The following is an 18,130-nucleotide window of genomic DNA, read 5'->3' as shown; positions in this document are numbered from 1 at the left end:
TGCTTTGGGAGAGCTGAACATGGTTGAATCCGCCGCAACTGCGACACGGCCCCAGGCGCTCGACGCCGCTGCGGGCAGGGCAGGGCGCTATCGCTGGGTGATTGTCGGCCTGCTGTTCGCGGCCACCGCGATCAACTATATCGACCGCCAGATGATCGGCGTGCTCAAGCCGACTTTGGTCGCCGAATTCGGCTGGACCGAGACCGACTTTGCCGCGATCGTCTTCTGGTTCCAGGTTGCCTATGCGATCGGCTATATCGGCTTCGGCCGCATTGTCGACGTGATCGGGGCGCGGTTGGGCTATGCGGTCGCGATCGTCATCTGGACCGCCGGGCATATGGCGCACGGGCTCGCCACCGGCGTCACCAGCTTCGCCGCCGCGCGCTTCGGCCTCGGCATCGGCGAGAGCGGCAACTTCCCCGCCGGCATCAAGGCGGTGACCGACTGGTTCCCGCAGCGCGAGCGCGCCTTTGCCATCGGGCTGTTCAATGCCGGGGCCAATGTCGGCGCGATCATCACCCCGTTGCTCGTGCCTGCGCTGGTCCTGTGGTTCGGTTGGCGCGAGGCCTTTTATATAACCGGCATCTTTGGCCTGGTCTGGCTGGCCGCGTGGTGGGCGATCTATCGCCACCCGACCGAGCACAAGAGCGTTTCGGCGGGGGAACTCGCCTGGATCCAGCAGGACCCGGCAGACCCGGTCGAGAAGATCGGCTGGGCCAAGTTGCTCACCGTGCGCGAGACCTGGGCCTATGCGCTGGGCAAGTTCCTGATCGACCCCATCTGGTGGTTCTTCCTGTTCTGGCTGCCCGGCTATCTGTTCGAGCGCTATGATATGGACCTGAAAACCTTCGGCCTGCCGCTCGCCGCGATCTATCTGATCTCGGACGGTGGCTCCATCTTCGGCGGCTGGATGTCCTCGCGGCTGATCAAGGCGGGCAAGACCCCCAATTTCGCGCGCAAGTCGACGATGCTGGTCTGCGCGCTTGCCGTCACGCCGATCTGGTTCGCGCAAGGAATTGACAGCGTCTGGGGTGCGGTGCTGATCATCGGCCTGGCCACGGCAGCGCATCAGGCTTTCTCGGCGAACCTTTATACCCTGCCGTCGGACGTGTTCCCGCGTGGTGCGGTGGGCTCGGTCGTGGGCATCGGCGGTACCGTGGGCGCGCTCGGCGGGATGGGGATGGCGCTGTTCACCGGTTATATTCTCGACAGCACCGGCAGCTATGAAATCCTGTTCGCAATCTGCGCCAGCGCCTATCTGGCGGCGCTGCTGGTGGTGCACCTGCTCAGCCCCAGGCTGGCTCCGGCCAAGGTCTGATCGTTCAGCAGGCCAGCGCCTTGGTCCATTGGCCGAGGCGCTGGTCGCGGGCTGCGCTGTCCATTCGCGGGTCGAACGTCTGGATGGGCGATACCATCGCGCGCGCCTCTTCGAGCGAGCCATAATGGCCTGAACCGATCGCCGCGAGGATCGCCGCCCCGCGTGCCGTCGTCTCGACATCGCTGGGGCGTTCGCACGGGATATTCAGCACATCGGCAATATCCTGCGCGATCCAGTCGTTCGCGCTCATCCCACCATCCAGCCGCAGCACCGACCACGGCGCGCCATCGGCACCAAAGGCGCGGCCGAGATCGTGGAACACATTGGCGACCGATTCGAGCGAGGCGCGGACGATATGCGCGCGCGTCGTCGCGAACGAGAGCCCGGTGATCGAACCACGTGCATCAGGCAGCCAATAGGGCGCACCAAGCCCGGACAGGGCAGGGACTACGACCACGCCGCCGCTGTCCGGAACGGAACGCGCCAGCGCCTCGCTCTCTGCCGCATTTCCGAGCAGGCCGATGCTGTCGCGCAGCCATTTGACCAGGCTGCCCGCGACGAATACCGATCCTTCGAGCGCGAAGCTGCGCGTGCCGTTCACCTCGCACAATACGGTACCGAGCAGCCGGTGCTCGGATCGCGGCGGGTTCTGGCCCATGTTCGCCAGGATAAAAGCGCCGGTGCCGAGCGTCGCCTTTGTCTGGCCGACATCGAAACAGCCCTGGCCGATGGTCGCCGATTGCTGGTCACCCGCCAGACCCGTGATCGGGATCGGGCCGCCGAACAGTTCTGGCTTCGTCGTTCCGAACGCGCCGGTGCTGGCCACGACTTCCGGCAGCGCCGCGCGCGGCACGCCGAACAGGTCGCACAGGCCATCGTCCCAGCTCTGCCCGGTCAGCGCGAGCAGGCTCGTGCGGCTGGCGTTGGAAACGTCGGAAATGTGCAGCCCGCCGGTGAGGTTCCACACCAGCCAGCTTTCGATCGTGCCGAAGGCGAGCCGGTCGCCCAGTGCGTCCGCACCCTCGATGTTGCGCAGCATCCACGCCATCTTGGTCGCCGAAAAATAGGGGTCGAGCAGCAGCCCGGTGGCCGATTGCACCGCCGCCTCATGGCCGCCCGCGCGCAATTGCTGGCACTGTTCGTCGGTCCGCCGGTCCTGCCAGACGATCGCCTTGCCCAGCGGCTGGCCGGTCGCCTTGTCCCACGCAACCACGGTCTCGCGCTGGTTGGTGACGCCGATCGCGGCGATCCGCTCGGCCCCTCCGGCGCGCGCGACCATGGCCTGCGCACAGGCAAGCGTGCGTTCCCAGATTTCGGTCGCATCATGTTCGACCCAGCCGGGCTGCGGATAATATTGCGTGATGTCGTGCTGCTCGGTCGCGATCCATTCGCCCGCCAGCGTATAGAGCATCGCGCGGGTCGAGGTCGTGCCTTCGTCGAGCACCAAGATCAGCTTGTCAGCCATGCGCGGCCTCCGTGCCTGCATCCTCGCCGAGCAGATCGCCGATATCCGCGATCTCGAGCTCGAAGCGTTCGACCAGATCGGCAATGTCGCCGGGGCGCGCCATCTCGCCATCGTCGCGCATGATCGAGCAGATGACTGCCGCATCGCCGCAACCCGCGCGGCGCGTCAGTTCGATCGCGGCTTCGGCAGCCGCCGCGCGTTCCTGCACGCCGCCGGGCGAGCAGATCAGCGGGAAAATATGGCCGGGCGAGACGATGTCATCCGCGGTCGCCTCGGGCGCGACTGCAACCTTCACGGTCTGCGCACGGTCGGCGGCGGAAATGCCGGTGGTGACGCCCTCGGCCGCCTCGATCGAGCGGCCCAAAGGCCTGCCCGATTGCCGGTCCTTGCCCGGGTTCATCAGCCCGATGCCCAGCCGCATCGCGCGGTCCTGCTGCATGGCCAGGCAAATCAGCCCGCGCCCGTGCGTCGCCATGAAGTTGATCGCTTCGGCGGTCGCATGCTGCGCGGCGACGGCGAAATCCATGTCGCCCCGGCGGAAGCGGTCGCCGGTGATGATGATGACCTTGCCCTGTTTGAGGGCCTCCACCGCGCCTGCGATGCTCATGCGGCGGGCCTCGCCATCGCGCTGAGGCTGGTCGCGCCCTGCACGACCTGCTGCCCGACCATGTCGAGCTGCATCCGCGCGCGATCATCAAGACACTCGCCATCGGGCGAGAACAGGCCGGGATAGGTGCGGATCGTCGCGCCCATCGGCGTCGGCCAGCCGCGCAGCGCATGGACGATGCTGCGCAGCGTCTGCATCGTGCTCATGGTTGCCTGGTCGCCATAAGCCGTGGCGATCAGCCCGACCGCCCGGCCGTCGAGATAGGGGCGCGTGTCCTTCGACAGGTCCTCGAGATAATCAAGCGCATTCTTGACCAGCCCCGAAATCGTGCCGTGATAGCCGGGAGCTGCGAGCAGCACGCCATCGGCGGCGCGGACAGCCTCGACCATTTCGCGGCCTTCGGCTCCAGCATGGGCGCTGCTGCGGTAATGCGGGAGCGCGGCGAGATAGGCCCCGTCGAACAGCTGCACCTCGGCCCCGTGCGCGGCGGCGCTGGCCATCGCGGTGCGCAGCGCCAGCTCGGTGGTGCTGCCGATGGATACGGTGCCGCCAATCGCGACGATGCGGGGTGTCATGCTACGGGTTCCTTCTGGAAAAAGCGTTCAAGGGCGGCCTGCTGATCGGCCGAGAGATGCAGGCCCAGCTTGGTGCGGCGCCACAATATGTCCTCGGCGGTCATGGCCCATTCGTTCTCGATAAGGTGCCGCACTTCTGCCTCGGTCAGGCCATGGCCGAAATGCTCGCCGCAATCGGCGAGCGTCCTGGCATCGCCCAGAAAGCGCGCTGCCATGGTGCCATAGGTGCGGATCAGCCGCTCGGCCCAGGCTGCTTCGAGGAAGGAATAACGCGCCCGCAGACCAGCGATTTGCTGCGCAACATCGTGCACGCCGAATTCGCCACCAGGCAGCGGCTTGGAATGCGTCCAATGGTCACCGCGCAAGGCCGGGACGCGGCTGGCGAGCTTGTCGACCGCTTCCTGGCTCAAGGTACGGAACGTGGTGATCTTGCCCCCGAAGACCGAGAGCATCGGCGCGCCCTCATGCTCCTCCGTCAGGTCGAAGCGATAGCCGCGCGTCGCCGCTTCGGGCTTGCCCGACCCGTCATCGACCAGGGGGCGCACGCCCGAATAGGTCCACACGACATCGGCGGGTGTCACTGGCTTCGCAAAGAAGCGGCTCGCGCCCTCGCACAGATAGGTGATTTCCTCCTCGCTCGCGACGATCGGTTCGTCCGGCTGCTGGTCGCGATCGGTGGTGCCGATCAACGTGAAATCCTGTTCATAGGGGATGGCGAAGAAGATCCGGCCATCGGGCAGCTGGAAGAAATAAGGGTGCGGGTGATCGAACAGCTTGCGCACCACGATATGCGATCCGCGCACCAGGCGGATCGACTGTTTGGGCTGCTCGCCCGACTTGCCGAGGATGCCGAGCACCGAGGGGCCGGCGGCGTTGATGATCGAGCGCGCAGTGAAATCGCCTTGCGGCGTCTCGATGTGCCAGTGATCGCCGACGCGCTCCAGCTTCGTCACCGGGCAGCGCGTATGCACCTCGGCGCCACGATCGGCGGCATCTCGGGCGTTGAGCACGACGAGCCGCGCATCATCGACCCAGCCGTCGGAATAGACGAAGCCATGCACGAATTCGGGCTTGAGTGGGTTGCCCGCAGGGTGCCGGTCGAGCCGAATCGTCTCGGTCGCGGGCAGCAGCTTGCGCGCGCCGATATGGTCGTAGAGGAACAGCCCGAGCCGAAGCAGCCAGCGCGGCCGCAGACCCTTGACCCAGGGGAGCACGAACCGCATCGGCCAGATGATGTGCGGCGCGATGCCCCAGAGGATCTCGCGCTCGCCCAGCGCCTCGCGCACCAGGCCGAACTCGTAATGCTCCAGATAGCGGAGGCCACCATGGATCAGCTTGCTCGAATTGGACGAGGTGCCGCTCGCCAGATCCTGCGCCTCGAGCAGCAGCACCCGTGCGCCGCGCCCGGCGGCATCGCGCGCAATGCCGGTGCCGTTGACGCCGCCGCCGATCACGGCGACGTCGAACAGATCGGCGTCAGGATGCGGCGTCTGGTCCATCAAATCTCGAGCGGCCCGTGCTGGATGTGCGGCAATACGTAGCGGGCGAACATATCGGCTTCCTGCACATGCGGATAGCCTGAGAGGATGAACGCCTCGATGCCTTCGGCCTGATAGGCGCGCAGCTTGGCGAGAACCTGATCGGGCGTGCCGACGATCGCAGCGCCGCAGCCCGAACGGGCGCGACCGATGCCGGTCCACAGATTCTCCTCGACAAAGCCGTCGCCATCGGCCGCGCCGCGCAGTTCCTGCTGGCGCTGCACGCCGTAGTTCTTCGCATCGAGCGACTTTTCGCGGATCGCCTTGCCGGCTTCGTCATCGAGCTTGGAGAGCAGCCGGTCGGCATAGGCGCGTGCCTCGTCCTCGGTTTCGCGGACGATGACGTGCACGCGATAGCCGAACTTGAGCGTGCGGCCGTATTTGGCGGCGCGCGCCTTCAGGTCGGCGATGTTCTCGCGCACCTTGTCCATCGTGTCGGGCCACATCAGATAGACGTCGCACGCCTCGGCGGCGCATTCGCGTGCCTCGTGGCTGAGGCCGCCGAAATAGAAGGCGGGGCATTTGCCGGACAATGTGGTTATCCGCGGCGGATCGAGCTTCAGCTTGAAGAAATCGCCCTGGAAGTCGAGCGCCTCGCCGTTGAGCAGGGTGCGGACGATCTTCATGATCTCGGTCGCCCGGGCATAGCGGGGGCCGGATTCGATCTTCTCGCCCGGCATGTCGGACGAGATGATGTTGACGTTCAGCCGTCCGCCGGTACCCGAAGCGTTGGGACCGAGAATGCGGTCGAGCGTCGCGATGCGGCGGGCGAGCTGCGGCGGCCAGTCCTCGCCCATGCGCGTCGCCCAGAGCAGCTTGATGCGGCGGACCTGGGTGGCGACAGCCGCGGCGAACGCGGTGGTATCGAGCCCGAGCGAGTAGCCCGACGGCAGCAGGATGTTGTCGAACCCACCTTCCTCGGCGCGCAGCACGATGTTGCGGCAATGCTCCCAGCTCGACTGCAGATAGGGGTCGGGAACGCCCAGGAACTCATAGTCATCGTCGCACAGCGCCGAAAACCAGGCGATTTCGCAATTCTGTTCAGCCATCTTGGCTCTCCTTCACAGCGGCGGCCCGCAAGGCCGGCCGCGTCAATTCCTCGTGTCAGCGATCAGGGCAGGGGCTCGCCGCGCGCTGCCACCAGCACCGCGTACCAGTCCTGCCGGGTCCAGCGCACCTTGAGCGCCGCTGCGCCCTCGGCGATGCGTTCGGCCTGCTGCGATCCGATGATCGGGATGATCCCCGCCGGGTGCGCCATCAGCCAGCTATAGGCCGCGACACTGCGCGACACGCCCTGCGCCTCGGCCACGGCATCGAGCGCCGCGGCCACCAGCCGGTCGCGCGCGGTCTCTGCCGCTGCCAGGCGTCCACCGCCCAGCGGCGACCAGGCCATCGGCGTCAGGCCCATCATCATCGCCTGATCCAGCTCGCCATTCTCGAAACAGGTGATGCGCAGCGGGCTGATCTCGGGCTGGGTGGTGACCAGCTTGCTCGCCAGGAAGTGATCGAGCGCCGCGATCTGGTGCACGGTGAAGTTCGACACGCCAATCGACCGAATCTTGCCCGCGCTCACTGCATCGTCGAGCGCGCGCGCGACCTCCTGCGGGTGCGCAAGGATATCGGGGCGGTGGATCTGCCACAGATCGACCATATCGACCTTCAGGCGGCGCAGCGAATTGTCGATCGCGGTGCGCAGATAGTCGGCGCTCTGGTCATAGGGCAGGGGGGGCAGGATGCCCCCCTTGGTCGCCAGCACCATGCGGCTGCGCAGGGCCGGGTCGGCAGTGAGCACCTCGCCCAGCAGCGCCTCGGCATCGCCAAAGCCGCCCGAACCATCAAAGCCGTAAATGTCCGCCGTATCGAGGAAATTGATCCCGGCATCGAGCGCGGCATGGACCAGACGCGCCGCCTCGGCAGCGGTGCGGCCATTTTCGGCCAGGCGCCACATGCCCCAGGCGATCGGGGAAACCATGATGTCACTTCCGCCAAGGGCGCGAAAGGCGGGAGGCAGGGGCAGTTCGCTCATGAAAAGGTCCTGTTTGGGGGCGCTACCGAGGCGCGTTCGACAAGTTGATGGGGAAGGCGGCGATGGGTGATGTCGCCGCCTGCAATGAGAATCTCGGTCGCGGTCCGCGCCAGCTCCGCCATGGGCTGGTGGATCGTGGTGAGCGGCGGCCAGACGGTGCGCGCGAGCGTGGTGTCGTCGAACCCTGCGACCGACAGTTCGGCGGGAACGTCCATGCCGCGATCGTGCGCCACAGCCAGCACGCCGGCGGCCATGTCGTCGTTCGAGGCGAAGATCGCGCTCGGCCGCTGCGGCAGATCGAGCAGCGCACGTCCGCCGCGCACGCCCGAATCGAAATCGAACTCGCCATCGCAGACCAGCACCGGATCATAAGGCAGGCCGGCGCGGTCGAGCGCGCGGCGATAGCCGAACAAGCGGTCGTCCGATGCCATGTGATTGGGATGCCCCTTGATGAAACCGATGCGGCGGTGCCCGGCATTGATCAGATGCGTGGTCATGTCGTCGGCGGCCTGGGCATCGTCCATGAACACCGAACTCGTCAGCGCATGGTTGGTGCCCGGCGAGATGCGCACGAACGGCACGTCGAGCGCCTCGAGCGCGCGCAGCACCGGGTCGCAATCGGTGACCGGCGAGGAGAGGATGATGCCATCGACATGCGTTTCGGTGACCAGCCCACGCACCTGTTCGCCCACCTGCGGGTCGGCGACATCGACCGGCTGCGCGAGCAGACGGATGCGGTTGGCGCGGCAGAAATCCCAGCAGCCGGTCTGGATCTGGAACATGTAATAGGGGCTGTGATTGTCATAGATCAGCGCGATCTGGTTCGACTTGCCGCCCGACAGGATGCGCGCCGCGACGCTTGGGCGAAAATCAAGGTCGCGCATCGCCTCTTCCACCCGATCGCGCGTCGCCTGGCTGACATAGGGATGGCCGTTCAGCACCCGGCTCACGGTCTTGACTGCCACACCCGCCTTGGCCGCGACATCGCGGATATTCGCCCGTTCGCTCATCGCTACAGCACCCCGTTCAGGCCCGCGAACAGCGCCGCAAAGGCGCTGTCGGGGCGATAGAAGACCGGTGGCTGGCCGATCGGCGCAGCGATGCGGTGCGTGCCGGGCGCATAATCCACGCCGCTCCACACGTGCCGCCACACGCCTGCTCCAGGGAGGATCACGTCGCGCGCATCTGCACCCTGTTCGACCACCGGGGCCACCAGCATGTCGGCACCGTAGAGAAACTGGTCCTGCACCGTAAAGAGGGCGGGATCGTGCGGGAAATGCAGGAACAGCGGGCGCTGCGCGGGAAGGCCCTGCGCGCTCGCTTCGCCGCACAGGTGGCGGACATAGGGCGCGAGATGCGCGTGCACCCGGCTCCAGCGCGCAAAGCAGGCCATCAGTTCGGGCGTCGAATCAAATTGCAGATTGTCGTCGGGTCGGTTGCCTTCATGGCTGCGCATGACCGGCGCGAAGGCGGCGAGTTCGCACCAGCGCCGCATCAGCTCTTCGGTGCGGACATTGCCGTGCAGCGAGGTATAGCCGCCACAGTCCGAATGGCTGTAGGCATTGCCGACCAGGCCCGCAGACAGCGCGCCGGTGATCACCGTGCCGATGCCATCGTGCCGCGTGAAATCGACCGACTGGTCGCCCGCCCAGAGCAAGGGGCAATGCGCCTGCACCCCGGAAAAGCCGGCGCGCATGAAGAACACCGCATCGCCGGTTCGGCCCCGGCTTTCGACCGCGCGCGCGTTGACCTGGGCCCAGAGCACCGGCCAGCGATTATGCGCCTCCATCGGGTCGGAGCCGTCCGCGAGGCGCAGGTCGGTGGGCAGATACTCGCCGAAATCGGCCATCCAGCCGTCGATGCCGATATCCAGCATTTCGCGGCCCAGCACGCGCTCGGCGAACCAGGCGCGCGTTTCGGCGCGAGTGAAATCGACCACGCCACAGTCGAACTCGCCGAAATCGACGAGATGCACGTCGTCGCTGTCGGTACGCAGACAAAAATGGCCGCCGCCTGCCGCTTCGGCGAACAGGTCGCCATCCACGGCAATATAAGGATTGGCATAGGCCATGAACCGGATGCCGCGCCGATGCAGGTCTGCAATGCGCGACTTCAGGTCCGGATAGCGCTGGGCACTGCGCTCTCCGTTATGCCAATCCCAGAACAGGCGACGGCCAAAGCTGGTTTCGCGGATTCCCGCCCAGTCCTCGCACCAGAGGGCGGAGACGGAGGTGCCCGCGTCGATAAAGCGTTCGAGCCTCTCGAAGCTCGATGCGCCCGATTTCAGCCCGACGATCGCGCCGCCGATCGCCCAGTCGGGCAATTCGGGCTGGCGACCGAAGCGCTTCGACAGCGCGGAGACGAGTTCGATCGGGCCATCGGCGGCGAAAAGTTCGAAGTTCGCGGTGTCGCTCCACACGTCCACCGCGTGGAAGCCGGGATCGGTAAAGTCGAGCACGCTGTAGCAACTTGCGTCGAGGTGCACCGCGATCCAGCGCGACGTGAGGAAGGTGGGCTGCGGGTAATTGGTGTTCCAATAGTCGCCGCCCGCCATGCCCTCGGAGTCCATGATGCGGGTGAGTTCGGTCGACTTGTCGCGGCCCACCCCGGGCTCGCTGGTCCAGATCGGGAAAGCGCGGCCATTCAGCGCCAGATAGCTCATCTGCTCGCCGCCGCCCCAGACGCATTCGCCCGGCTCAGCATGAAAGCGCACGCGAAGGCGATCATAGCCGGGAAGCAGTGCGTTGATCGTTAGCTCATGGCCCTTGGTCGAAAGGCGCGCGACCGGCACGCCATCGTGCAGCCATTCGATGCCGCCATCGGCCATGCGCCATTCTGCCGGAGCGATCTCGTCGGCAGGCGAGTCGGAAATGCGGAAATTGCCGCGAAACATCGTGATATCGGGGTTGCCCCGCGCCATGACCACCGCAGGACAGGGGATGTGGTGACGCAGCACGATCCGGTCTCCGAAAAGGAGATCGAACCCGTCATTCTGGGCGTGCACCCGCAGTTTCAACGCGATTTTCCTCACCCTTGCTCGCACTGTGGCGAAATGGCCGCAGCCATCGTCCGTTTTTCTGACACCGCTTGACATATCGAGCCAGTCATAGCAGATCAAGCGCCAATCGCGGCGACCATACCAAGGGGCAGCAAGCCCCCGCTACGACCGCATTCTCGCAGGGAGAGGGTATCATGAAGCTTTCCAATCTATTGTCCGTCCGTGCCGCCGCGCTGTCCGCGACCGCGCTTTCGCTCGCGTTCGCGATGCCCGCACACGCGCAGGACGCTGCCGCCGATGACGATCAGGGCGGCATCACCGAAATCGTCGTGACCGCGCAGAAGGTCGCCGAGAACGTGCAGGATGTTCCGATCGCGATCACCGCGATCACCTCCGAACGGCTCGAGACCACCGGTGTCACCAGCCTCGAAGGCCTGACCCAGCTCGTCCCGTCGGTCTCGTTCCGCAAGGGAACGACCAGCGCCAACAGTGCCATCGTGATGCGCGGCGTCGGCACCATCACCTTCTCGATCGCAGCCGAGCCCAGCGTCTCGACCGTGGTCGACGGCGTGGTGCTCAGCCGCTCGGGCCAGGCGTTCATGGATCTGGTCGATGCCGAGCGTCTCGAAGTGCTGCGCGGCCCGCAGGGCACGCTGTTCGGCAAGAACGCGTCGGCCGGCCTCGTGAATATCGTCTCGAAGGGCGGCACTGATACGCTGCAGGCCGAAGCGCGGCTCGAAGCGTTCGACGATGACGAATATCGCCTGCGCGGCGCAATCTCCGGACCGCTCGCCGAAAACCTGACCGGCCGCATCACCGCCTTCTACGGCAGCTATGACGGCAACATCACCAATATCAACGGCGGTCGGCGCAACCGCATCAACGGCTACGAGCATTACGGCGCGCGCGGCATTCTCGATTACAACAACGGCGGCACGCGCTTCCGCTTCATCGCCGATTATTTCGAAGCCGATGACGATTGCTGCGCCGATGTCACCGGCGTCAGCCGCGGCGCTGTGCTCGATGCCGAACTGGGGCTGCCCGGCGGCGTGGCGCGCGGCGTCAACCAGCGCTTCGTCAACCACAACCTGGTCACGCGCACGCTCGACAAGCAGTGGAGCCTGACCGCGAGCGCCGATTTCGACGTGCTGACCGACCATGTGCTGAGCGCGATCGTCGGCTATCGCAACTGGGAAAATACCGAAATCCGCGAAGGCGACTTCCTGCCGCGCGCGATCGTCGGTACCGGCGAACTGCACGACAATGGTCAGGTGCGTACCGAGCAGCTGTCGCTCGAGGTGCGGCTCGCGTCGGACCAGAGCAAGCCCTTCTTCTACCAGGTCGGTGGCTTTATCTGGGGCTCCGACAACGAGCAGGACTTCACCCGCCGCAACATCACCTGCGCCACCTCGACCCTGCCGATCGATCCGATCACCGGCGGCCGTCCGTGCAACGTGAACGATCGCACCAACACGCTGTTCCCGACCGCGACCTCGTTCAGCGCGGTGGAATCGCGCAACTATGCGATCTTCGGCCAGGCAACCTATCGCCTGAGCGACATGTTCGCGCTGACCGGCGGCCTGCGCTACACCTGGGATGACCTGAGCTTCATCCACACCCGCGCGCCGGGCGTGAATGCCACGACCGGCCTTCCGGCGACCGGACCCGGCGTCTCGGGCGCGCCTGCGGGGGGCACGATCGCCTCGGGCGGCAACGGCACCAACACCTCGCGCGGCGACAGCTCGAACGGCAACCTTTCGGGCCGCGCGGTGCTGCAGTTCACGCCCAGCGAGGACGTGATGCTCTATGGCAGCTATACCCGCGGCTACAAGGGCCCGGCGTTCAACGTGTTCTTCAACCACACCGCGCCGACCAACGCGATCCCGATCGACGAGGAAACCTCCGACGCGTTCGAAATCGGCCTGAAATCGCAGTTCCTCGACAACCGCGTGCAGTTCAACCTGTCCGCCTTCACGGTCACCTATGACGGCTTCCAGGCGAACAATTTCGTGCTGCTCAACGGCGCGGTTGTCTCGAACCTGACCAACGCCGGTTCGGTGAAGAGCGAAGGCTTCGAAGTCGATCTGCTCGCGGTGCCAGTCGACGGCTGGACGCTGCGCGCGAGCGGCGCCTATGCCGATGCTACGGTCAAGCGGTTCAACCCGAATCCCGCGACCAACGCTCCGGACGCCCGCAACGGCACCCAGCTGCCGCTGGCGCCCAAGTTCACCTGGACCATCGGCACCAGCTACGAACGCGATCTGGGCGGCTTCAAGATGTATCTGGATACCGATTTCCGCCATGTCAGCCGCCAGTTCTCCGATCTCGGCGAACAGGGCCCGATCGCGGCCTATGGCATCTGGAACGGCAGCATCGGCTTCTCCGATCCGGACGACAATTATCGCGTGAGCTTCCTGGCGCGCAACATCACCGACAAAGCCTATGCGCTGCTCAACGTGAGCGCCGGCCAGCGCCTGCAGATCCCGCGCGATGCGGACCGCTATTTCGGCATCAGCCTGCGCGCACGCCTGCGCTGATCGATCGGCAAGTTAAACAAGAAGGCCTCGGACGCAAGTTCGGGGCCTTTTTGCGTGCAGCGCATGGTCGGGCTTCAAGTGGAGCAGGCCGTCGCTGCCCATTGTCCCGCAACTGAGGAGATGAGATGGTGAACGGGTGGAGCGACTCGTTGACCATGCTATGCGGCTGGCGGTTCCCATCGAACGCCTGAAGCCTGCCATCACATTGGTGGGCTGGGTGGGCTTTGCGCTGGTAACCGCCGATTATGCCGGTTTTATCGATCTTCCGGTGCTCATCCAGATACCACTCTGGCTGGCGATCGTGACGAGCATCTGTCGCTGGGCTTTATGGGAGGGGTTGATCAAGCCGAAGCTCACGGCTCCGCCCGAGAAGGCCTTGGCTCCTGACGAGCTGAAAACCTCTCGCGACGATGAGTGCTGAAGCGCAGCGCGTTTCTCCGCCGCGCGACGCAGCGCTTGAAGCTCTGGCTTTTGACCTTTGCCCGACAAGGATGGGATGCTAGCCCTGCTTCAATGAAGACCCTTGTGCACCGCCATCTGATGACCCTGCAACTCGAGGTCGATTTCGGCCGCACCCGGCGCATCGGTGCCATTGCTTCCGGCTATCGCGGCATCGCGCAGGTGACCGGCGGGTCGTTCACCGGTGAGCGGCTCAGCGGCAAGGTCGAATCCGGCGCTGACTGGTATGTCATCCAGCCCGATGGCACGCTGCTGATCGATGTCCGGCTGAACCTGAACGGCGAGGATGGGGTGCCGATCTATCTGACTTATCAGGGGGCCATGCGGGGCAGGGGCGATGCTATGGCACGCTTTGCCAAGGGGGCACTGCTCGACCCGGACGAGTATAGCATCGTCGTCAACGCGCGGCTGGAGAGCGGCGATGCGCGCTATGCGTGGCTCAACGCGCTGACCCTGGTCGGCACCGGGACGCAGACGCTGTCCGGGCCGATCTACGAGATTTTCGAGATCGGCGAGAGCTTGACTTAACGGGCGTCTGCTTCCTCTGCGAGCCTGAGCCGCGGGATCATCAGGTGGATGAAGGCCAGCGCGACCAGATAGGCGCTGCCGCAGATCGCGAAGAGCGGCACATAGCCCATGCCGCTGCCCAGCGAATAGCCGGCAAATTCGATGATCGCCGTGCCTGAAAGGTTGCCTGCGACCGCGCCCAGCGCGATCACGCTCGCGACGCGGGTGGCGGGGATGATGTCGGCGGTCATGCCGAAGACATTGGTCGAAAAGCCCTGATGCGCGAACAGGCCGAGGCCGATCAGCACCGCCGCGATCCAGGGGTTTCCGGTCTGCAGCGAGAGCGGCATGGCGAGCACGACCAGCGCATAGAACAGCATCGACGTCTTGCGCGCGCCGTTCACGCTCATGCCCCGGCTGAGCAGGATCGGATAGAGCCCGCCAGAGGTGATCGCGCCCAGCGCGGCGAGGGTGAAGATGATCGCGATCGGCCAGCCGAGCTCGCCCTGCGAAAGGCCGAACTGGCGGTTGAAGAAATCGGGCATCCAGAACAGCACGAACCACCAGACCGCATCGATGCAGAATTTCGCGCCGATCACGGTCCAGGTCTTGCGGTCGGCCAGCAGCGTGCCCCAGGGTACGCGGGCGCGCTCGGGAATGTCGCCCAGCGGCTTCAGATTGCGGGTGCCCCACCACCATCCGGCGAGCCAGACGAAGCCGAGCGCACCGGTCACCCAGAAGGCCGCCTGCCAGCCGAAGGCGAGAGCAAAGGGCGGAATCAGCAGCGGGGTGAGGATCGCACCGATATTGGGCGCGGTATTGATCAGGCCGATGGCGATGCTGCGCTGCTTCACCGGCAGATAGGTCGCCGCCGCCTTGAGCCCTGCCGGCGTGCTGACCGATTCGCCCGCAGCCAGAATGACGCGCGCGGCGACGAATTGCTGCACCGTCTGCGCCAGCGCATGCGCCATGCCCGCGGCGCTCCACACCGTCACTGCGATGGCATAGGCGACGCGCACGCCCAGCCGGTCGACGAACCAGCCGACGAACAGCAAAGTGCCTGCCGCCGCGATCTGGAAGGAAGAGCCGAGATGCGCGTAATCGGCGTCGGACCACCCGAATTCGGCCTCCAGCGTGGGCTTGAGCAGCGCCAGCACCTGGCGATCGACATAATTGAGCGCATTGCCCAGGAAGAGCAGGACGACGAGCGCGATCGCCGCGCCGCGTGCCATGCCCTGTTGCCGTGCCTCGTCCATTGCCGATCCTCCCGCTGCCACGCGCCTGTCTACGACGCTTCGGGCTTGCACGATAGCCGCTCGCACGCGTAAGGAAAGGGGAATATGACACCGAAGGACATATCTCGGGGGCGAGGGGAGCGGCGATGAACGGCAAGCGGCAGGAAATCGACTGGGACTCGCTTCCCGCAGCGGGCGACCTGTTCGGCGAGATGTATCTGGCCGAGGCCGCGCCCAAAGCCGATGCCGCCAAGCCGCGGGACACGATCTTCCAGGGGCTCGCGATCTGCGCGATTGCCGCCGGGGCTGCGGCCTGGTTGTCCGAACATTATAATTTCCCGATCATCCTGCTCGGCCTGCTGATCGGGCTGTCGCTCAGCTTCGTCGCGCGCGATCCGCGCAGCCACAAGGGGCTCGATTTCGCCTCGCGCACCTGCCTGCGCTTCGGTGTCGTGCTGCTGGGGCTGCAGGTGACGTTCGAGCAGATCGGCTCGCTGGGCGTGCAGCCCTTTGCCGCGCTCGCGGCGATCATGACCGTCACGTTCCTGGCAGGTATCCTCGGCGCGCGGCTGGTTGGCCAGTCCAACTATACCGGCATCCTGGCGGGCGGAGCGACCGCGATCTGCGGCGCGAGCGCGGCGATGGCGCTCTACGGCATTATCGGGCGCGAGCGATTGAACCAGTCGCAATTCGCGATCACCCTGGTCGTGGTCTCGCTGTTCAGCGCGCTGGCCATGTCGCTCTATCCGATCCTTGCCGAATATCTGCAGCTGACCGACCAGCAGGCCGGGTTCCTGATCGGCGCGTCGATCCATGACGTCGCGCAGGCGATCGGGGGCGGCTATGCGTTTTCCGAAAGCGCGGGAAGCTATGCCGCGATCGTCAAGCTTTCGCGCGTCGCGATGCTCGCCCCCGTCGTCATCATCACCGGCCTTGCCATCGGCAATGCCGATCAGGCCGAGGGCAGCCCCTTGTGGAAGCGTTTGGCGCTGCCCTGGTTCATCGTCGCGTTCTTCGGCGTGGTGCTGGTCAATTCGCTGGTGGCCATGCCCGATCCGGTGCGCGACTCGGCGCTCAGCCTGTCCAAGGGGCTGCTGCTGATCGCGGTGATCGCGACCGCGATGCGCAGCCGCATGGACTTGTTGATGGAAACCGGAATCCGCCCCGCGATACCGGTGCTGATCGCGACTTTGACCAGCCTTGCGGCCTCGTTCGCCGTGGTGATCCTTCTCTTCTAGCCGAACCGTTCAGCGAGCAGCTTGGCGATCGCTTCGGCATCGCCCGGCGCGACCGGCGCGCCATAGACCTTGACCATCTTGGTCACCTCGTCGTGCCAGAATTTCTCGCCCATGCCGCGCGGCTGGGTGGTGACATATTCCAGGCTGTGGCACGCGGTGCAGTTGTTGACGACGATCTCGGCACCGGCGTCGGACAACTCGGCGGGAATTGCCTCTTCGGGCAGCTGAAAGCTGACCGGCTCCATCCGCGCGGCGACGATATCCGGCCCTGCGTCGCGATCCATCAGCGCCCAGGTCGCGCCGCCAGCGGTTACCGCAAGCAGGCCAATTCCGATGATCACTCCCTTGGCGTTCATCACACGGCCTCCACGTTGGTCGTCTCGACGACATTGCGCATATAGCCCGCAGGCTGCCAGCGCGGCTCCATCGGCTGGGTCTCGCCGCCTGCCGTCTCGGCGCGAATGCGCAAGGCATGCCGACCTGACGCAAGCTTCAGCCCCAGCTTCCATTCGCGGAACGAATAGCGGCCCAGATCCTCACCCAGTTTTGCCTCCTGCCAGTTCCTGCCGTTATCGGGCGAAACGAGCACGCGCTTGATCGGATCGCCGCCGCTGAAGGCGATACCGCGCAGCTCAGTCGTCTGGCCTGCACTGACCTTCGCGCCATCCTGATGGCTGGTCAGGAACGAACGGACGTTGAACCGGGAGATCGGTACGGTCTTGTCGGGCTTGGTGCCCGGCTCGACGCAGCGGCAGTCATTGTCGGGAATGCGATAGGCGGTCTTCATCCAGTAGCCGTCGAACTCCTTGTCGACGACGGTGATCTCGCTGAGATGCTTGACCCAATAGGTGCCGAAATGGCCCGGCACGACCAGGCGCAGAGGATAACCGTTGAGGAAAGGCAGTTCCTCGCCGTTCATCGCGAACGCGACCATCACCTCGCCATCGAGCGCATGATCGATATCGAGCGCCTTGACGAAATCGGCCACGCCATCGGCAGGCGGATTATCGAGTCCGTTGAAGGTGACCTGCGCAGCGCCCGCGCGCACTCCGGCCTTGGCGAGCAGATGCTTCAGCGCCACGCCCTGCCAGCGCGCATTGCCCATCGCGCCATTGCCCAGCTGGCCGCCCGCGACACGCGGCGTCACGAAGCCGCGGCTATTGCCCGAACACTGGTTGACCGCAACGATGTCGCTCACCGGAAAATCGCGGCGCAGCGAATCGAGCGTCAGTTGCAGCGGCGTTTCGACATGCCCGCCGATGGCGAGGCGGAAGCTGCGTGGATCGATTTCGGTGGGAAGGCCGGACAGGTGATATCGCACGAAAAACGCGTCATTGGGCGTGAGCAGGCCCTGGTCGAAAACGGAAAACGGCGTTTCCAGCTGCGGCGGGCGGCTGGTCAAAAGGATCATCTCGCGCTTGCCGGGCAGCGTCACCAGCGGACGCTTGCCATTGGCGAAGGGCAGGGTGAGCGTTCCACCCGAAGACTTGCCCACCGCGCCCAGCAGGGCCGCGCCTGCACCTGCCACGAAAAACCTCCGGTCGATGCCGCTCATCTCCGCTCCCCCGATCCATGGCGCCAGCGCCTATCGCCGCGCCATCGTGTCTCTATGTCCACCGTTAGTCAG

16 protein-coding genes are annotated in these 18,130 nt (G+C 65.6%); 5 read left to right on the top strand and 11 right to left on the bottom strand.

The features are described 5' to 3' along the window. Positions 1 to 19: 19 nt before the first annotated feature. Positions 20 to 1,318, top strand: coding sequence for an MFS transporter (locus FG486_RS01030; protein ID WP_181266105.1), 1,299 nt, complete (start codon positions 20 to 22; stop codon positions 1,316 to 1,318). A 4-nt stretch (positions 1,319 to 1,322) separates the two neighbouring features. Here the strand turns inward: FG486_RS01030 and FG486_RS01025 are convergent, their stop codons facing one another. The 8 genes from FG486_RS01025 to FG486_RS00990 form a co-directional block, all read right to left on the bottom strand. Beyond that, entirely contained in the window at positions 1,323 to 2,783 is a 1,461-nt protein-coding gene (locus FG486_RS01025) for a glycerol kinase (RefSeq protein ID WP_181266104.1), read from the bottom strand. Then, entirely contained in the window at positions 2,776 to 3,390 is a 615-nt protein-coding gene (locus tag FG486_RS01020; RefSeq protein ID WP_181266103.1) for a 3,4-dihydroxy-2-butanone-4-phosphate synthase, read from the bottom strand. The genes FG486_RS01025 and FG486_RS01020 overlap by 8 nt, the downstream gene beginning before the upstream one ends. Continuing rightward, a complete protein-coding gene (locus tag FG486_RS01015; protein WP_066282473.1) occupies positions 3,387 to 3,965 on the bottom strand; it encodes an NADPH-dependent FMN reductase in 579 nt (192 codons plus the stop codon). Before FG486_RS01015 ends, FG486_RS01020 begins: the two co-directional genes overlap by 4 nt. Continuing rightward, positions 3,962 to 5,464, bottom strand: a complete 1,503-nt coding sequence (gene glpD / locus FG486_RS01010; protein ID WP_181266102.1) for a glycerol-3-phosphate dehydrogenase — start codon at positions 5,462 to 5,464, stop codon at positions 3,962 to 3,964. The genes FG486_RS01015 and glpD overlap by 4 nt, the downstream gene beginning before the upstream one ends. Next, complete coding sequence (locus FG486_RS01005) at positions 5,464 to 6,552, bottom strand: LLM class flavin-dependent oxidoreductase (protein WP_181266101.1); 1,089 nt, start codon at positions 6,550 to 6,552, stop codon at positions 5,464 to 5,466. The genes glpD and FG486_RS01005 overlap by 1 nt, the downstream gene beginning before the upstream one ends. Before the next feature lie 62 nt (positions 6,553 to 6,614). Continuing rightward, complete coding sequence (locus tag FG486_RS01000) at positions 6,615 to 7,529, bottom strand: aldo/keto reductase (RefSeq protein WP_181266100.1); 915 nt, start codon at positions 7,527 to 7,529, stop codon at positions 6,615 to 6,617. Next, positions 7,526 to 8,539 (bottom strand): LacI family DNA-binding transcriptional regulator, encoded by a 1,014-nt coding sequence (locus tag FG486_RS00995; protein ID WP_023837423.1) that lies wholly within the window; start codon positions 8,537 to 8,539, stop codon positions 7,526 to 7,528. The genes FG486_RS01000 and FG486_RS00995 overlap by 4 nt, the downstream gene beginning before the upstream one ends. Before the next feature lie 2 nt (positions 8,540 to 8,541). Beyond that, complete coding sequence (locus FG486_RS00990; protein WP_241695545.1) at positions 8,542 to 10,545, bottom strand: alpha-glucosidase; 2,004 nt, start codon at positions 10,543 to 10,545, stop codon at positions 8,542 to 8,544. Positions 10,546 to 10,721: 176 nt separating this feature from the next. Between FG486_RS00990 and FG486_RS00985 the strand changes: the two genes are divergently transcribed. The 3 genes from FG486_RS00985 to FG486_RS00975 all read left to right on the top strand — a co-directional run bounded on the left by FG486_RS00985 (position 10,722) and on the right by FG486_RS00975 (position 14,051). Beyond that, positions 10,722 to 13,064 carry a TonB-dependent receptor gene (locus FG486_RS00985; protein WP_181266098.1) on the top strand — a complete coding sequence of 781 codons (2,343 nt, stop codon included), beginning with the start codon at positions 10,722 to 10,724 and terminating at the stop codon, positions 13,062 to 13,064. A 160-nt stretch (positions 13,065 to 13,224) separates the two neighbouring features. Further along, complete coding sequence (locus tag FG486_RS00980) at positions 13,225 to 13,485, top strand: hypothetical protein (protein ID WP_181266097.1); 261 nt, start codon at positions 13,225 to 13,227, stop codon at positions 13,483 to 13,485. Positions 13,486 to 13,577: 92 nt separating this feature from the next. Next, positions 13,578 to 14,051, top strand: a complete 474-nt coding sequence (locus tag FG486_RS00975) for a DUF3237 domain-containing protein (protein WP_181266096.1) — start codon at positions 13,578 to 13,580, stop codon at positions 14,049 to 14,051. Here FG486_RS00975 and FG486_RS00970 read toward each other — a convergent pair. After that, the gene (locus FG486_RS00970) at positions 14,048 to 15,286 is read right to left on the bottom strand and encodes an MFS transporter (protein WP_181266095.1); all 1,239 of its coding nucleotides are present in this window, start codon (positions 15,284 to 15,286) and stop codon (positions 14,048 to 14,050) included. The genes FG486_RS00975 and FG486_RS00970 overlap by 4 nt on opposite strands. 125 nt (positions 15,287 to 15,411) lie before the next feature. Between FG486_RS00970 and FG486_RS00965 the strand changes: the two genes are divergently transcribed. Beyond that, positions 15,412 to 16,503, top strand: coding sequence for a YeiH family protein (locus FG486_RS00965; protein ID WP_181266094.1), 1,092 nt, complete (start codon positions 15,412 to 15,414; stop codon positions 16,501 to 16,503). On the opposite strand, the gene sorB is transcribed toward FG486_RS00965, so the two are convergent. Beyond that, positions 16,500 to 16,859 carry a SorB family sulfite dehydrogenase c-type cytochrome subunit gene (sorB, locus tag FG486_RS00960; RefSeq protein ID WP_181266093.1) on the bottom strand — a complete coding sequence of 120 codons (360 nt, stop codon included), beginning with the start codon at positions 16,857 to 16,859 and terminating at the stop codon, positions 16,500 to 16,502. The two genes, FG486_RS00965 and sorB, sit on opposite strands and share 4 nt — an antisense overlap. Then, positions 16,859 to 18,058, bottom strand: a complete 1,200-nt coding sequence (gene sorA, locus FG486_RS00955; RefSeq protein WP_181266092.1) for a SorA family sulfite dehydrogenase catalytic subunit — start codon at positions 18,056 to 18,058, stop codon at positions 16,859 to 16,861. Before sorA ends, sorB begins: the two co-directional genes overlap by 1 nt. Positions 18,059 to 18,130: the final 72 nt, after the last annotated feature.

Origin of the sequence: Blastomonas ursincola, from assembly GCF_013607875.1 — a bacterium.
Taxonomy (GTDB): domain Bacteria; phylum Pseudomonadota; class Alphaproteobacteria; order Sphingomonadales; family Sphingomonadaceae; genus Blastomonas; species Blastomonas ursincola.
This window is presented reverse-complemented; position numbering and strand designations above follow the sequence as displayed.

Excerpts from the sequence above, each read along its gene's own strand:
- FG486_RS01030 (WP_181266105.1), top strand. The coding sequence starts at position 20 with ATGGTTGAATCCGCCGCAACTGCGACACGGCCCCAGGCGCTCGACGCC.
- FG486_RS01025 (WP_181266104.1), bottom strand. The coding sequence starts at position 2,783 with ATGGCTGACAAGCTGATCTTGGTGCTCGACGAAGGCACGACCTCGACC.
- FG486_RS01020 (WP_181266103.1), bottom strand. The coding sequence starts at position 3,390 with ATGAGCATCGCAGGCGCGGTGGAGGCCCTCAAACAGGGCAAGGTCATC.
- FG486_RS01015 (WP_066282473.1), bottom strand. The coding sequence starts at position 3,965 with ATGACACCCCGCATCGTCGCGATTGGCGGCACCGTATCCATCGGCAGC.
- glpD (WP_181266102.1), bottom strand. The coding sequence starts at position 5,464 with ATGGACCAGACGCCGCATCCTGACGCCGATCTGTTCGACGTCGCCGTG.
- FG486_RS01005 (WP_181266101.1), bottom strand. The coding sequence starts at position 6,552 with ATGGCTGAACAGAATTGCGAAATCGCCTGGTTTTCGGCGCTGTGCGAC.
- FG486_RS01000 (WP_181266100.1), bottom strand. The coding sequence starts at position 7,529 with ATGAGCGAACTGCCCCTGCCTCCCGCCTTTCGCGCCCTTGGCGGAAGT.
- FG486_RS00995 (WP_023837423.1), bottom strand. The coding sequence starts at position 8,539 with ATGAGCGAACGGGCGAATATCCGCGATGTCGCGGCCAAGGCGGGTGTG.
- FG486_RS00985 (WP_181266098.1), top strand. The coding sequence starts at position 10,722 with ATGAAGCTTTCCAATCTATTGTCCGTCCGTGCCGCCGCGCTGTCCGCG.
- FG486_RS00980 (WP_181266097.1), top strand. The coding sequence starts at position 13,225 with ATGCGGCTGGCGGTTCCCATCGAACGCCTGAAGCCTGCCATCACATTG.
- FG486_RS00975 (WP_181266096.1), top strand. The coding sequence starts at position 13,578 with ATGAAGACCCTTGTGCACCGCCATCTGATGACCCTGCAACTCGAGGTC.
- FG486_RS00970 (WP_181266095.1), bottom strand. The coding sequence starts at position 15,286 with ATGGACGAGGCACGGCAACAGGGCATGGCACGCGGCGCGGCGATCGCG.
- FG486_RS00965 (WP_181266094.1), top strand. The coding sequence starts at position 15,412 with ATGAACGGCAAGCGGCAGGAAATCGACTGGGACTCGCTTCCCGCAGCG.
- sorB (WP_181266093.1), bottom strand. The coding sequence starts at position 16,859 with ATGAACGCCAAGGGAGTGATCATCGGAATTGGCCTGCTTGCGGTAACC.
- sorA (WP_181266092.1), bottom strand. The coding sequence starts at position 18,058 with ATGAGCGGCATCGACCGGAGGTTTTTCGTGGCAGGTGCAGGCGCGGCC.